Origin of the sequence: Aeromicrobium erythreum (genome assembly GCF_001509405.1) — a bacterium.
Classification (GTDB): domain Bacteria; phylum Actinomycetota; class Actinomycetes; order Propionibacteriales; family Nocardioidaceae; genus Aeromicrobium; species Aeromicrobium erythreum.
In genome coordinates, this window is the sequence record NZ_CP011502.1 from 89344 (window position 1) to 102980 (window position 13637).

General features: G+C 73.8%; 14 protein-coding genes. 3 read left to right on the forward strand and 11 right to left on the reverse strand.

Annotated features, from left to right (window positions below; translation table 11 throughout):
* The first annotated feature begins 40 nt into the window (after positions 1–40).
* Together Aeryth_RS00420 and Aeryth_RS00425 are read left to right on the forward strand one after the other, a co-directional pair.
* Complete coding sequence (locus Aeryth_RS00420; protein WP_083516152.1) at positions 41–712, forward strand: response regulator transcription factor; 672 nt, start codon at positions 41–43, stop codon at positions 710–712.
* Positions 709–2103: a HAMP domain-containing sensor histidine kinase gene (locus Aeryth_RS00425; protein WP_067853147.1), complete on the forward strand. Its 1395-nt coding sequence runs from the start codon at positions 709–711 to the stop codon at positions 2101–2103. Before Aeryth_RS00420 ends, Aeryth_RS00425 begins: the two co-directional genes overlap by 4 nt.
* Here the strand turns inward: Aeryth_RS00425 and Aeryth_RS00430 are convergent.
* Genes Aeryth_RS00430 through Aeryth_RS00445 form a run of 4 tightly spaced genes read right to left on the reverse strand, consistent with a single transcriptional unit; the run spans position 2033 to position 4835 of the window.
* Complete coding sequence (locus Aeryth_RS00430) at positions 2033–3001, reverse strand: TAXI family TRAP transporter solute-binding subunit (RefSeq protein WP_067853150.1); 969 nt, start codon at positions 2999–3001, stop codon at positions 2033–2035. The genes Aeryth_RS00425 and Aeryth_RS00430 overlap by 71 nt on opposite strands.
* 36 nt (positions 3002–3037) lie before the next feature.
* On the reverse strand, positions 3038–4264 hold the full coding sequence (locus Aeryth_RS00435) for an ArgE/DapE family deacylase (RefSeq protein WP_067853153.1): 1227 nt from the start codon (positions 4262–4264) through the stop codon (positions 3038–3040).
* The gene (locus Aeryth_RS00440; RefSeq protein ID WP_067853157.1) at positions 4261–4635 is read right to left on the reverse strand and encodes a type II toxin-antitoxin system death-on-curing family toxin; all 375 of its coding nucleotides are present in this window, start codon (positions 4633–4635) and stop codon (positions 4261–4263) included. The genes Aeryth_RS00435 and Aeryth_RS00440 overlap by 4 nt, the downstream gene beginning before the upstream one ends.
* Complete coding sequence (locus Aeryth_RS00445) at positions 4632–4835, reverse strand: ribbon-helix-helix protein, CopG family (protein WP_067853160.1); 204 nt, start codon at positions 4833–4835, stop codon at positions 4632–4634. The genes Aeryth_RS00440 and Aeryth_RS00445 overlap by 4 nt, the downstream gene beginning before the upstream one ends.
* 207 nt (positions 4836–5042) lie before the next feature.
* On the opposite strand from Aeryth_RS00445, the gene Aeryth_RS00450 reads away from it, so the two are divergent.
* The gene (locus tag Aeryth_RS00450; protein ID WP_067853163.1) at positions 5043–6947 is read left to right on the forward strand and encodes a chorismate-binding protein; all 1905 of its coding nucleotides are present in this window, start codon (positions 5043–5045) and stop codon (positions 6945–6947) included.
* 136 nt (positions 6948–7083) lie between these two features.
* Here Aeryth_RS00450 and Aeryth_RS00455 read toward each other — a convergent pair whose 3' ends face one another.
* The 7 genes from Aeryth_RS00455 to Aeryth_RS00485 all read right to left on the reverse strand — a co-directional run bounded on the left by Aeryth_RS00455 (position 7084) and on the right by Aeryth_RS00485 (position 13630).
* Positions 7084–7503: a hypothetical protein gene (locus Aeryth_RS00455; RefSeq protein ID WP_067853166.1), complete on the reverse strand. Its 420-nt coding sequence runs from the start codon at positions 7501–7503 to the stop codon at positions 7084–7086.
* An 89-nt stretch (positions 7504–7592) separates the two neighbouring features.
* Complete coding sequence (locus Aeryth_RS00460; protein ID WP_067853169.1) at positions 7593–7805, reverse strand: hypervirulence associated TUDOR domain-containing protein; 213 nt, start codon at positions 7803–7805, stop codon at positions 7593–7595.
* A gap of 18 nt (positions 7806–7823) precedes the next feature.
* A complete protein-coding gene (locus Aeryth_RS00465; protein WP_236749782.1) occupies positions 7824–8753 on the reverse strand; it encodes a DMT family transporter in 930 nt (309 codons plus the stop codon).
* 178 nt (positions 8754–8931) lie between these two features.
* Positions 8932–10458, reverse strand: coding sequence for a S1C family serine protease (locus Aeryth_RS00470; RefSeq protein WP_067853172.1), 1527 nt, complete (start codon positions 10456–10458; stop codon positions 8932–8934).
* Positions 10459–10555: 97 nt separating this feature from the next.
* Positions 10556–11995, reverse strand: coding sequence for a sensor histidine kinase (locus Aeryth_RS00475; protein ID WP_236749783.1), 1440 nt, complete (start codon positions 11993–11995; stop codon positions 10556–10558).
* Positions 11995–12687, reverse strand: coding sequence for a response regulator transcription factor (locus Aeryth_RS00480; RefSeq protein WP_067853175.1), 693 nt, complete (start codon positions 12685–12687; stop codon positions 11995–11997). Before Aeryth_RS00480 ends, Aeryth_RS00475 begins: the two co-directional genes overlap by 1 nt.
* A 64-nt stretch (positions 12688–12751) precedes the next feature.
* Positions 12752–13630, reverse strand: coding sequence for a fructosamine kinase family protein (locus tag Aeryth_RS00485; protein ID WP_067853178.1), 879 nt, complete (start codon positions 13628–13630; stop codon positions 12752–12754).
* Positions 13631–13637: the final 7 nt, after the last annotated feature.

A 13637-nucleotide genomic window follows, 5' to 3' on the forward strand; every position in this document is an offset into this window, starting at 1 on the left:
TCCGCGTCGTGGCACCATCGGGTCGACGGGAGGACGTGCGGTGCGAGTGGTGATCGTCGAGGACGACGCGGGCGTGGCGGCCGCGCTGACGCAGGTGCTGCGTGACCGCGGCTGGACGGTGCGGCACGCGCCGACGGCGCAGGAGGCCATGCCCCTGGTCGACGACGCCGACCTCGTCCTGCTCGACATGGGCCTGCCGGACCGTGACGGGCTCTGGGTCTGCCAGCAGGTGCGCGCACGCTCCGACGTCCCGGTGGTCGCCCTCACCGCCCGCCGTCACGAGGGCGCCGTCGTGGCGGCACTGCGCGCGGGCGTCGACGACTACGTCACCAAGCCGTACAGCACCGACGTGCTGCTGGCGAGGGTCGACGCCGTCCTGCGCCGCACGCACGGCCCGGTGAGCCGCCCGCCGAGGGTCGACGCGGGCCTGGAGGTCGACGTCGAGGCGCGACGGGTCCACTTCCCCGACGGCGCGTCCGTCGACCTGACGGCCAAGGAGTGCGAGCTGCTCCGCGCGCTGGCCCGTACGCCGGACGAGCCGGTCACGCGGGCCGCCCTGATGGAGGAGGTGTGGGACACCACCTGGGTGGGAGCGTCCCGGACGCTCGACGTGCACGTGGCGGCGCTGCGTTCCAAGCTGTCCGAGCGGGTGGTGATCGACACGGTGCGCGGCGTCGGCTACCGGCTCGCTCGCCCCGGCGGCGTGGCGTGAGGCGTCGTCTGCTGGTCCTCAGCGTGTCCCTCGCGGTGGCCGTGCTCGTGCTCCTGACCGTCCCGCTGCTGCGCTCGTACGCCGAGAGCCGCGCCGTCGACCTGCACCAGCAGCGGCTCGCGGCGGCCACCCGCTTCGCCTCGCTCGCGGACGACGGCTCCACGGGCGTGCGGCTGCCCGACCTGGCGGGCGACCTGGCCCGCTTCGACGAGGTGGTCGGCAGCACCCGGACCTGGGTGGTGGGCACGGACGGCAGCGTCGTCGGCGGTGGCGGTGCACCGTTGCCGGAGGGCGTGCCGGGCCTGCCCACCGCCGTCCGAGTCGCGCTGGCCGGCACCCCGACCACCGCTCCCGGTCCCCTGTGGCCGTGGGCCGACGACGACCTGGTGGTGGCCACGCCGGTGGGGCGCGACGCGCAGGTGCTGGGTGCCGTCGTCATGGTGGAGGACACCTCCGGACCGCGCGCCGACGTCGCGCGCGTGATGGGACTGGTCTCGCTCGCCGCGCTCCTGTTCCTGGTGCTGCTCGGATGGCTGGTCGGCGTCCCGCTGGTGCGCTGGATCGTGCGACCCGTCGAGCAGCTCGAGGACCGCGTCCACGCGCTCGGCCGGGGTCGGGCGTCCGCCGTCGGCCCGGTGGAGGGGCCGCCGGAGCTGCGCCGGCTGGTCCAGGCGTTCAACCAGATGGTCGACGACGTCGAGCAGGCGCGGCAGCAGCAGCGCGACCTGGTCGCCGACGTGTCGCACCAGCTGGCGAACCCGTTGACGGCCATCCGGCTGCGTCTGGAGCGGCTCGCCCGCGAGGACGAGTCGGTGGTGCCGGTGCTCGCGGAGACCGAGCGGATGGCGCAGTCGCTGGAGGACGTCATCGCCATCAGCCGGGTGGGCAGCCTCGACCGGGAGCCCGTCGACGTCGACGTGGCCGCCCAGGTGCGCAGCCGCGTGGAGCTCTGGCAACCGCTCTTCGGGACGCACCTGCGGGCCCGCGTCCCCGACGGGGTCGTGCCGGCGGTGCTGGAGGAGGATCTCGTCCCCACGGTCGTCGACGTGCTGCTCGACAACGCCGCGAAGTACGCGCCGGACGCCGACGTGGAGGTCGAGCTCACTGCCGATTCAGGGACGGTCCGGCTGTTGGTGCGCGACCACGGGGCGGGGGTGACGCCGCAGGAGGCGGCCGAGGTGGGACGGCGCTTCCACCGGCTGGACCGGCACGCCGACGTGGCCGGCACCGGGCTCGGGCTCTCGATCCTGGAGCTCCGGGTGCGCGACGCCGGCGGCTCCACCCGTCGTCGGGCGGCTCTTCCGGGCCTCGCGGTCGAGGTCACGCTCCCCGGTCGAGCCGACGCCGCAGGAAGGCCTCGGCGCCAGGGTGCAACGGGATCGGCTGGGTGAACATCGCCGCCGCGAGCGTCGGCTGGCGGACGTCGGGCACCCGTCGCACGAGTGACTCCTGGCGGTCGAAGACGACGGACGCGAACCCGCCGACGAGGTCGTCGGCCAGGTTCGGTCGAGCCAGCAGGTAGGTCTTCACGCTCACCGTCCGTACCGGCTCGGGCAGCCGGTACGGGGCGGCGGGCAGGGGACCTGCCACGTACTCCTCGCCGCCCGGACGCGCGGCCAGGACACCGACGAGGTCGCCCAGGTCGAGGGCCCGCAGGGCCTGCCGCCGGCCGAGCTCGACGAGGGCGGGCACCGGGAAGCCGCTCACGAAGGCGAGCGCGTCGACGCGCCCCGTCTCCATCGCGGCGACGGAGTCGCCGAGGGAGAGGTCCTCCACGTCGACCGCGTCCGTCCTGAGCCCGGCGGCGGCGAGGCAGCGCTCGACCACCAGCCGGGTGCCCGACCCGACCTGTCCCGCCGCGACACGTCGACCGTCCAGGTCCTGCACGGTCCGGACCGCGGAGTCCCGCGGCACGACGACCTGCAGGAAGCTGTCGTACAGCCGGCCCACCGCCACCAGGCCGGCGGGCCGGTCGAACGGCGGCTCCCCGTCGAACGCCAGGCGCGCCGTGTCGCCCAGGCAGAAGCCGACGTCGGCGCGACCCTCCACGAGCAGCCGCGCGTTGTCCACCGACCCGCGGCTCAGCACCTCCGTGGCGTCGACGTCGGGCATGACCACCGTGGTCTCACGGGCCAGCGCCGCACCGTACCGGTCGAACACGGCCCCCCGGTTGCCCGTGGCGATCCGCAGCCGACCCCGGGCGTCGCGGAACGGGTCGTCCGTCGCGCAGCCGACGAGCGCGGCGAGGGCGCCCGCGCCCACGAGCAGCCGCCGTCGCGAGAGGATCACCGGCCCAGCATCGCAGGTCGGCCGGCGGGACGTGGGTCAGCCGCAGTGGCGCAGCAGCAGGTGCGCGTAGGCGCGGGCGCTGAGCACGACCTCGTCGATCGGCACCGACTCGTCGACCGCGTGCGCGTCCTCGATGTTCCCCGGGCCGTACTGCACCGTCGGGATGCCGGCGGCCGCGTACTGGCGCAGGTCGGAGCCGTACGGCGCGCCCACGAACGGGGGCTCGTCGCCACCACCCGCGACCACTGCGTCGCGGACGCTCGCGCCGAAGGGGTGGCCGTCGGGCAGCGCTCCCGCCGCGAAACGCCCACCCGGCCAGGTGACGACGGGCGGGTGCTCACGCAGCCACGGGTGGTCGACCGCCGCGACCGCCGCCTCGAACACCGCCGTCGCGTCGGCGAACGACTCGCCGGGTCGCACCCCGAAGCGGCCCTCGGCGACGAGCAGGTCGGGCACCGTGCTCGCCCAGTCGCCCGCCTGCACGACGCCCACCGACAACGGCCACGGCCGGTCCGTGAACGGCGCCGGCGGGTCGACGTTCCGCTCCGCGTCGAGGCGGCGCAGCGCCGCGTGCACCTGCTCGAACAGCTCGACCGCGCTGACGCCGTGCCCTGCCCGCGACCCGTGCGTGGCCTTGCCCCGCACCTCCAGGCGGAACGTGAGCGACCCGGCGTTCGCGCTCACCACCGTGCCGGCCGTCGGCTCGGCGATCAGGCACGCCCGTCCGGTGTGACCGCGACGCAGCGTCGCGAACGTCCCCAGGCCGCCGTCCTCCTCGCCCACCACGAGGTGCACCGCGAACGGCCTCGTCAGCCGGTCACCGACCGCGCGGACCGCGGCGAGGATCGCCACCACGCCGCCCTTCATGTCGCACGTGCCGCGCCCGTACCAGCGGCCGTCGGCCTCGTGCAGGAACCACGGGTCGTGGGCCGTCCACCAGGCGGCGTCGCCCGGCGGCACGACGTCGACGTGCCCGTTCAGCACGAGGCGCGGCGTGCCCGGACCGCCACCGGTCCCGACGCAGCCCCACGCCTCCTCACGCTCGACCTCCTCGCCCGGGTAGTCGGGGTCGGCGCGCAGCTCCTCGAGGTCGAGCTGCCACAGGTCGACGTCGAGCCCGAGGCCCTGCAACGTCGCGGCGCACCAGCGCTGCACGGACGCCTCCGACTCGCTGCCGCCCACGCTGGGGTAGCTGACGAGCTGCGCGAGGTCGCGGCGGATCAGGTCGGCGTCGATGTCCACACTGGTCGCGGGGTCGGTCACATGCCCTCCCGAAGGGCTCGGGCGATCTCGTGGACGTCACGGAGCTCGCTGGTCGCGACGGCAATCACCAGGTCGTACGCCTGGTTCTCGTCGTCGAGGGTGAGTGGTGCGCCGTTCATGGTGAGGAACACCGACGTGCACGCGAAGGCCATACGCTTGTTCCCGTCCACCAGCGGATGGTTCGTCGCTAGGGACTGCAGCATCGCCGCAGCCTTCTGGTCGAGGGATGGATAGGCGTCCTGCCCGAGCACCGACGTCCGCGGACGCGCGAGCGCCGACTCGACCAGGCCGATATCGCGGACCAACGGCGTCTCGCCCATGACAGCCTCGGCGGCCCTCAGCGCCTGCGTCAGCGTGAGGAACCGCGTCATTCCCCGAGGCGCCGGATGGTGCTGGGGTAGCGGCCGATCGTGTCGTCCAGGGCAGCCACGAAGTCGCGTTCCTGCTCGCTCTCCTCGAGCTGACGCTGGATGGCGCGCGCCGCCGCCTCGTTCTTGCTGATGCCCTGGGCGCTTGCCAGCTGCGTGAGCGCGGCGTCCTGCTCGTCGGTGAGTCGCAACGTCATGGCCATGAGTCGATGGTATCCGGGTGGTATCACTCGCTCAAGGCGCTAGGCTGCGACCGTGACATCGCGCTGCGACCACACCCTGGTCATCCGCTGGTGGCGTCCTCTCTCGTAGAGGAGGCCTGTCACGCGACCCCACGCCCAGACCCCTCAGCCGAGTGGTCTGGGCGTTCTCCGTCCCGGCGCGGCCGAGGCGACCCGAAGGACTCACCCATGACCCACCCGCTCGTCAGCGAGCTCCAGCAGCAGCCCGCGTTCGCCCTCATCCGGGTGCGCGACAGCGACACGGTGACCCTGGTCGGCGGCGCCTACGAGGACGTCGAGAACCTCGCCGACGTCCCGCTCGCGGCCGGGGTCCCCTCCGACGGACCCACCTGGGACCACCTGGTGCTCGTGCCGTTCCGCCAGGCGCGCGAGCGCGGGTTCGCCGCGCACGACGACGGCACGCCGTTGCGCGTCGTCCGCGCCGACGTGCTGCACGAGCTGCCGCTCGCCGACCTCCTCCCGACGCTGCCCGACGGCGGCGTCGAGCTGGAGGACCGCGGCGGGTTCGAGACCTCCGACGCCGACTACGCGTCGATGGTGCGCCAGATCATCGACGACGAGATCGGCCGGGGCGAGGGCGCGAACCTCGTCGTCGGCCGCCACTACCGCGCGAAGATCGCCGACTGGGGCCACGACGCCGCGCTCGCCGTCTTCCGCCGCCTGCTCGAGCGGGAGCGTGGCGCCTTCTGGACCTTCCTCATCTTCACCGGCGACCGCTACCTCGTCGGCGCGAGCCCCGAGCGGCACGTGAGCGTCGAGGCCGGCCAGGTGCGGATGAACCCGATCAGCGGCACGTTCCGCACCAAGGGCCTCACCACGCACGCCGAGAAGACGTCGGCCCTGCTGGAGTTCCTGCGCGACGAGAAGGAGATCTACGAGCTCTTCATGGTCGTCGACGAGGAGCTCAAGATGATGTGCGACATCTGCCACGAGGGTGGCCTCGTCCTGGGCCCGTACCTCAAGCCGATGAGCCACCTCGTGCACACCGAGTACCTGCTGGCCGGTCGCACCGACCGCGACGTGCGCGACGTGCTGCGCGACTCGATGTTCGCGGCGACCGTCACCGGCAGCCCGGTCGAGAACGCGTGCCGGCTCATCGAGCAGTACGAGGAGCACGGCCGCGGCTACTACGCGTCGGTGGCCGCGCTCGTCGGCCGCGACGCCCAGGGCTCGCAGCGTGCCGACGCCCCCATCCTCATCCGGACCGCCGACGTCGACCTCGACGGCAACCTCAAGGTCACGGCCGGCGCGACGCTGGTGCGCGACTCCGACCCCGACTACGAGACGGCCGAGACCTGGGCGAAGGCGTCGGGCGTGCTCAGCGCGTTCGGCTTGGTCGACGCCCCCACCCCTGCGTCCGGGCCGGTCGAGGGCTTCGACGCGTTCACGCGTGAGGACGACGTGCTGATCGCGCTCGGGGAGCGCAACGCGCGGCTGAGCCAGTTCTGGCTGTCCGACCAGTCCGGCGCCGCGCCGGAGCCGTCGCTGCAGGGCCGTCGCGTCGTGGTCGTCGACGGCGAGGACGACTTCGTCAACATGCTGTCGCACGTCTTCGGCGTGCTGGGCATGACCACCGACGTCGTCCGCCACGACACGTACGCCGACTGGGTCGGCTCCGGCCGCTCGCTCGAGGAGTACGACCTCGTGGTGGTCGGTCCCGGCCCCGGCGACCCGCGCGACGTCGGCGACGCGAAGATCGCCGTCGTCGACGACGTGGTCGTCGGCCTGCTGGCGTCGGAGCAGCCGTTCCTCGCCGTGTGCCTCGGCCACCAGGTGCTGAGCCGCAACCTCGGCCTCGAGCTCGGGTTCAAGGACATCGTCTTCCAGGGCACGCAGGCGCGCCTCGACGTGCTCGGGCGACCCGAGACGGTCGGCTTCTACAACACGTTCGTCGCGCGCGTCGGTGCCGCGGGGCTGCCCCCGGGCGTCACGGTCGAGCGCGAGGAGGCGACCGGCGACATCCACCACGTGGCCGGTCCGCACTTCCACGGCATCCAGTTCCACGCCGAGTCGGTGCTCACCCAGCGCGGGTTCGCGATCCTGCGCGACCTCGTCCTCGACCTCCTGGGCTGACTGTTTCCCGCGAACCCTGGAGATCCAGCGTCGATGACACGAAACGTCCTGCCACCGACGCGGGTCTCCTGAGGTCACGTGGGAGACCTGAACCCCCACCGAGGCGCGGGCGGATCGTGCGGCGCGGGTCGAGGGCTCAGCAGAGGGACCGGAGCTGGTCGGAGGCGCGGTCGTACTCCGACTGTGCAGCCTGGACGGCCCGTTCGTCGACGGCGCTGCCGGCAGCGGCCGACTCGGCCTCGTCGCGCAGGGTCGACAGCGCCGCCGCGGCCCGGTCGACCAGGGCGCGGACCTCGCCTGTCAGCGTGGGTGCGGCGGCCTCGATCGCGGTGCCGGCTGCGGCAAGCTCACGGCGCACGCCGGCGGCGTCGCCGCTGATCTCCTGACCGACCCGGTCGACCAGTCCGCGGCCCTCGTCCACGGCCCGGCCGGCGACCTCGCACCCGGCCCGGGTGCCGGCCGACGACGCGACGTCGTCGACGGCGGACCCGACGTCCGAGCATGCTCCGAGCACGAGGAGGGGCAGCAGCAGGAGGAGTCGCAGCGACGTCTTCATGCCCCGATGGTGACAGGGCCGTGGTCGTCCTCGCTCCGACGTGCTGCGTGACCTCGCCGTGGACCGGTGGGTCTGCGGACCCGGCGGACTCAGCTCTTGAGCTTGTTCAGCGCCGACGGCTCGTGGGCCGCCTTGGCGCCGGTCTTCTCGCTCTCGACGACGAGCTTGGGCTCGTCCTCGCTGGCCCGCCACTGCTGGCCGTCGAGCTGGAAGTCCTTGGTCTTGCGCTCCACGACCTTGCCCTGCGTACGTCCCTGGGGGCTGTCCCAGCTGACCCGGTCACCGACCTTGATGTTCGTCATGCCCCCACCCTGCGGTCGTCACGACGTCGCCGCACCTCGACGTCGCAGCCGGGTGATGGCCACGCCGAGCAGGCACAGCGCCCCGCCGACGAAGGCGAGCGGCGCCGGCACCTCGCCGAGCAGCACCCAGGAGATCAGCGTCGCCACGGCCGGCACGAGGTAGGTCGTCGACGCGACCTGTCCCGCGGACAGCCGGCGCAGGGCGTACGACCACGTCGTGAACCCGATGGCGGTCGGGAAGACGCCCAGGTACACGAGCCACGCGACGTCGCCCGCCGACGCCGACCCCACCTGGTCGACGAGGGCCGGCGCGAACGGCAGGCAGACGACGGCGCCGATGGTGCACGCCATCCACACCGACATCGCCGGCGCGACGGTCCGCAGCGTGGGCTTCTGGGTGAGCGCGCCGACCGCGTACAGGACGGCCGCGAGCACGCACAGCAGCACGCCGGTCGTGCTCGCCGTCTGCACCGACGTGTCGTGGCGGGTGCTGGTGGCGATGAGCACGACGCCGGCGAACGCCACCGCCATGCCGACGACGAGGGGTCGCGGGAAGCCCTCCTTGAGCACGATGCCGGCGAGCAGCGCGATGAGGATCGGGCCGATGTTCACCACGAGCGCCGCGGTCCCGGCGTCGAGGTACGTCTCGCCCGCGTTCAGCGCCACGTTGTACGCGCCGAACCAGAGCACGCCGTAGACCACGACGAGCGCCAGCGTCCGCCCGTGCGGGAGGCGGTGCCGCCATGGTCGGGCCAGGACCACCAGCGCGAGCGCGCCGACGAGCAGGCGGCCGAGGCTCAGCGGGCCCGGCTCGAAGACGTCGGCGACCGCGCGGATGCCGACGAACGCCGACGCCCACAGCAGCACCGTGACGCCCATCGCCGCGAGCGACCAGTCGCGCTCGGTCGACGTCGACGGTGCGGGGGGCGCGGTGGGGGAGCTGGTCACCGCACCACGCTAGGACCGCGGCGCGGCCCGTGTCGCGCGGGATCCGGACATCGTCCTGCCAGATCCTGCCGCCGCCGCGGACGTCCGGCCAGGAAGGAGAAGACCTCCCCGGACGCCGGTGCCGGGCGTCCAGGGAGGTCGGGGCGGCCGGGGGGTGCCGCCGGTCGGTGGGCCGAGGTCAGTCGGCCGTGGCTCCGCCGTCGGAGGCCAGCGTCACCTGGGTCTCGGCCTTCTTGCCGTCGCGCAGGTAGGTCAGCGTCACCTGCTCGCCCGGACGGTAGCCGCGGATGCCGGCCACGAGGGCGTCGGAGCTGCCCACGGGCTGGTTGTTGATGGCGGTGACGATGTCGCCGCGCTCCAGGCCCGCCTTCGCGCCGGGGCTGTCGGGGTTGACCTCGGTGATCTCGGCGCCGATGCCGGTGATCTCGTCGTTGGAGACGGCGGGCCGGACGGTCACGCCGATGAGCGCGTGCTCGACCTGCTCACCCTTGACCAGCTGGTCCGCGACGCTCTTGGCGAGGTCGATCGGGATGGCGAAGCCGAGGCCGATCGAGCCGGCGCTGGCCGACGTCGTGCCGCCCGAGCGGATCGCGGAGTTGATGCCCACGACCCGGCCCTCGAGGTCGACGAGCGGCCCGCCGGAGTTGCCGGGGTTGATGGCCGCGTCGGTCTGGACCGCGGGGAACACCGTCGTGTTCTGGCCGGTGCCGTCGGAGGACGAGACGGGCCGGTTGAGCGCGCTGACGATGCCGCTGGTCACGGTGCTCTCGAGGCCGAACGGCGAGCCGATCGCGACGACCTCCTCGCCGACCGCGAGGTCGGAGGACTTGCCGAACGTCGCGGGCGTCAGGCCGGTGCGGTCGACCTTCACGACGGCGAGGTCGGTCTTGGGGTCGCGGCCGACGATCTGGGCCGACGACGTGGTGCCGTCGCTGAAGGCCACCGTGATGGTGCCCTGCTGCGCGGCCGCCTCGACGACGTGGTTGTTCGTGAGGATGTTGCCGTTGCTGCTGATGATGATGCCCGTGCCGGAGCCGGCCTCGCTGCCACCCGCGACGTTGATCTGCACGACCGACGGGAGCACGGCCTTCGCGACCTTCTCGACCTGGCCGCTCGTGGCCTGCGCGTCGCCGCTGCCGCTGTCGGAGTCGAGCGAGCTGACCACCGGGCTGGTGCCGGAGTCGCCGCTGAGCTGGTCGTACAGCGCGGACCCGCCGGCACCGCCGGCGGCGCCCAGCAGGACGACCGCCGCGGCCGCGGCCACGAGGCGCGTGCCCCTGCGGCGCGGCTTGGGCGCGGGCGCCGCCTCCTGGGCGACGAACGCCGGAGGCACCGCGCCGGCGCCACCGCCGGGGAGCACGACCGTCGGCTCGCCGGCCGGGGCAGCGGCCTGGGGGGCGGCAGGTGCCTCGTAGCGGTGCGCGTACTCCGGGGGGACGGGGGTGGCGGCCGGCTGCGGTGTCGTCGGCTGCTCGTCGGGGCGGGCCGCTGCCGGCTGCTCGACGGTGGGGTGGGGGTGCTCACCGACCGGGGTCTGCACCGTGGGCTCGTGGTCGGCCGGGGTGCCGGACGGCGTGTGGTCCGCGGCCCCCTGCGGGGCCTGCTCGGAGGTCCCCTCCGCACCGGGGGAGGAGGCGTCGCCGTCACCGCGCTGCGTCGGCGGCGTGTACGGGCGATCGGCGAAGGGATCGTTCTGGTCGGTCATGGGACAACATTCTCCCCGATCGCTGAGACCCCGCTGAGCGGCACGTGTGAGGCACGGAAGAACCCTGCGTCCGTCCTGGCACGCCAGTCGGTGTGGCTCAGGCGGGGGAGGCGTCCGCCGCCGGCAGCTCGAAGGTGACGACCGTGCCGCCCGACGGGGGCGACTCCGCGCGCACCGACCCGCCGTGGCGCACGGCGGCCTGGTGCACGATCGACAGCCCGAGGCCCGAGCCGGGCATCGTGCGCGCCTCGGTGGAGCGGAAGAACCGCTCGAAGACGTGCGGCAGGTCCTCCGCCGCGATGCCGGGACCCTCGTCGCGGACCGTGAGGACGCCGTCGCGCAGTCGCACGGTGACCGTCCCGCCCTCGGGGCTCCACTTCACCGCGTTGTCGAGCAGGTTGGTCACGGCCCGCTCGAGCACGTGCGCCTCGCCGATGACGTCCCAGTGCTCCAGCCGCACGTCGAGCACGAGACCACCGGCCCGCGGGCGCACCCGCTCGACAGCCTGCTCGACCACGTCGACGAGGTCGAGGGGCTCGGGCGCGCGGTGCAGTGGCTCGTCGCGGGCGAGCTCCACGAGGTCGCCGACGAGCGTCGTGAGCTCGCCGAGCTGGGCGCGGACGTCGTCCATGATCTCGCGCCGCTGCTCGATGCTGAGCTCGCGGTCGGAGCGCTCCGTGGCCTGGCCGAGCAGCTCGATGTTGGTGCGCAGGCTCGTGAGCGGGGTGCGCAGCTCGTGCCCCGCGTCGGCCACGAGCTGGCGCTGACGCTGCTGCGACGCGTCGAGCGCCAGCATCATCTGGTTGAACGAGGAGGTCAGGCGGGCGAGCTCGTCGTGCTCGGAGCCGGTGACCTCGATCGGCTCCAGCTGCGCCGTGCGGGCGACCCGCTCGGTCGCGGCGGTGAGCCGGCGGACCGGCCGCAGACCGTTGGTGGCGACCACCCATCCGGCCACGCCCGCGACGAGGATGCCGACCGCGCTGGTGAGCAGGAGGATCACCTTCAGCCGTTCCAGCGACCGCTGCGTCGACTCCATCGACTGCGCCAGCACCAGCGCCTGCCCGGGACCGGCCTGCACCGCGACGATCCGGTAGGGCACGCCGGCGATGCGCGCCGTCCGCTGCGACGTCTTCTCCTCGCCCAGCGACACCTGGATCTCGCGCTCGTCGAAGGGCACGTTCGTCTGCGTCTGCCGGGTGAAGATGCGCCCGCCCTCGACCGAGATGAAGCGGATGCCGAAGACGGCGAGCAGGTCGGTGTCGGCCGTCGACATCGTCGACGGCGAGTAGCCGGCCGCGACCGCGGCGTCGGCCCGCTTGATCAGCGAGGCGTCGAGGGAGTCCTCGAGCTCGGCGCGCACGGTGATGTAGACCGTCGCGCTCGCCACGGCCAGCACCGCGGCGACCGCGCCGGTGGTGAGCAGCGCGACGCGCAGCGCGAGCGAGGCGCGCGCCGTGAAGGGGTGGATACGCCGGCGAGCGGCGTCCATGACCCCCGGACGCCCGTCAGGGGCGTCCGTCCGGTCCGGCTCGCTCATCAGGGCGGCGTCTCGCGCAGCACGTACCCGACGCCGCGGACGGTGTGCAGGAGCCGCGGCTCGCCCTCGGCCTCGAGCTTGCGTCGGACGTAGCCGACGTACACCTCGAGGGAGTTGGCGGTGGTGGGGAAGTCGAAGCCCCACACCTCCTCGAGGATGAACGAGCGCTCGAGCACGCGCTTGGGTCGCTGCATGAACAGCTCGAGCAGCGCGAACTCCGTGCGCGTGAGCGAGATGGCCCGGCCACCGCGGGTGACGTCGCGGGTCACGGGGTCCAGCGTCAGGTCGGCGAACTCCAGCGGCTGCTCGTCGGCCTCGAGCGCGGCCTGGCGGGCGGAGCGCCGCATCAGCGCGCGCACCCGTGCCAGCAGCTCGTCGAGCGCGAACGGCTTGGTGAGGTAGTCGTCGGCGCCGGCGTCGAGCCCGTCGACCCGGTCGCTCACGGCGTCGCGCGCGGTGAGGACGAGGATGGGCACGTCGTTGCCGGCGCTGCGCAGCGCGCGGGTGGCCTCGAGGCCGTCGAGCCGGGGCATCATCACGTCCATGACGATGATGTCGGGGTCGGTGCGGGGCACGACGGCGAGCGCCTCGGCCCCGTCGGACGCCAGCTCGACCGTGTACCCGTTGAACTCCAGGGAGCGCCGCAGCGAGTCGCGGACGGCGCGGTCGTCGTCGACCACCAGGATGCGCATGGCCCCAGTGTGCCGAACGCCCCTGTGCGTGCGCTGAGAGCGTGGCCCGACGCGCGCGGCGGTGTCAGTCGGCCGGCGGCTCGAGCGCGGCCTTCGCGGCGGCGGCCGCGCGGGCGCCGTAGGTGCCGCCGAACAGCACGGCGTGCACGAGCAGGGGGTGCAGCTGGTGCAGCGGCACACGGCCGCGCCAACCGTCGGCCAGTGGTGCTGCGTCGTCGTAGGACTCCAGCACGCGCTGCAGGTGCGGCAGGCCGAACAGCGCCAGCATGGCGAGGTCTGTCTCGCGGTGGCCGCCGTGGGCGGCGGGGTCGATGAGCCAGGCGTCGCCGTCGGTGCCCCAGACGACGTTGCCCGACCACAGGTCGCCGTGGATGCGGGCGGGTGGCTCGGCAGGCCCGGCGACGTCGTGGATGCGGCTCATCGTGCGCTCGATGGTGGCGGCCTGCTCCGCGGTGAGCGCCCGGCGCTGCACGGCGGCCCGCACGTAGGGCATGACGCGCCGCGACGCGTAGAACTCCGGCCAGGTCTCGAGCGGCCGGTTCGGCAGCGGGGCGAGGCCGATGTAGCCGTCGACGTCGGCGCCGAAGGTCGGCGCGCCCGCCGCGTGGGTGCGCGCCAGCGCCTGGCCGAACCGCTCGGCGGCCTCCACGGTGGGCTTGCCGGGCTCGACCCAGGCCAGCACGACGCAGTCGTCGTCGGCACCGAGCAGCTCGGGCACCTTCGCGCCGCCCTCGACCTCGGCGAGCCAGCGCAGTCCGGCGGCCTCGCGGGCGAAGAAGCCGGCCGGTGCCTGGGGGCGGGTCTTGATGACCGCGACGCGTCCGTCGCTGAGGCGCAGCCGCGTGGTCGTGCAGATGTCGCCACCCGCCACGGGGGTCGTCGCGACCACCCCGTGCCCGATGAGCGCCTCCGCGCGCGCTGCCGTCCCCGTCATCCGTGCCATGGCCGCG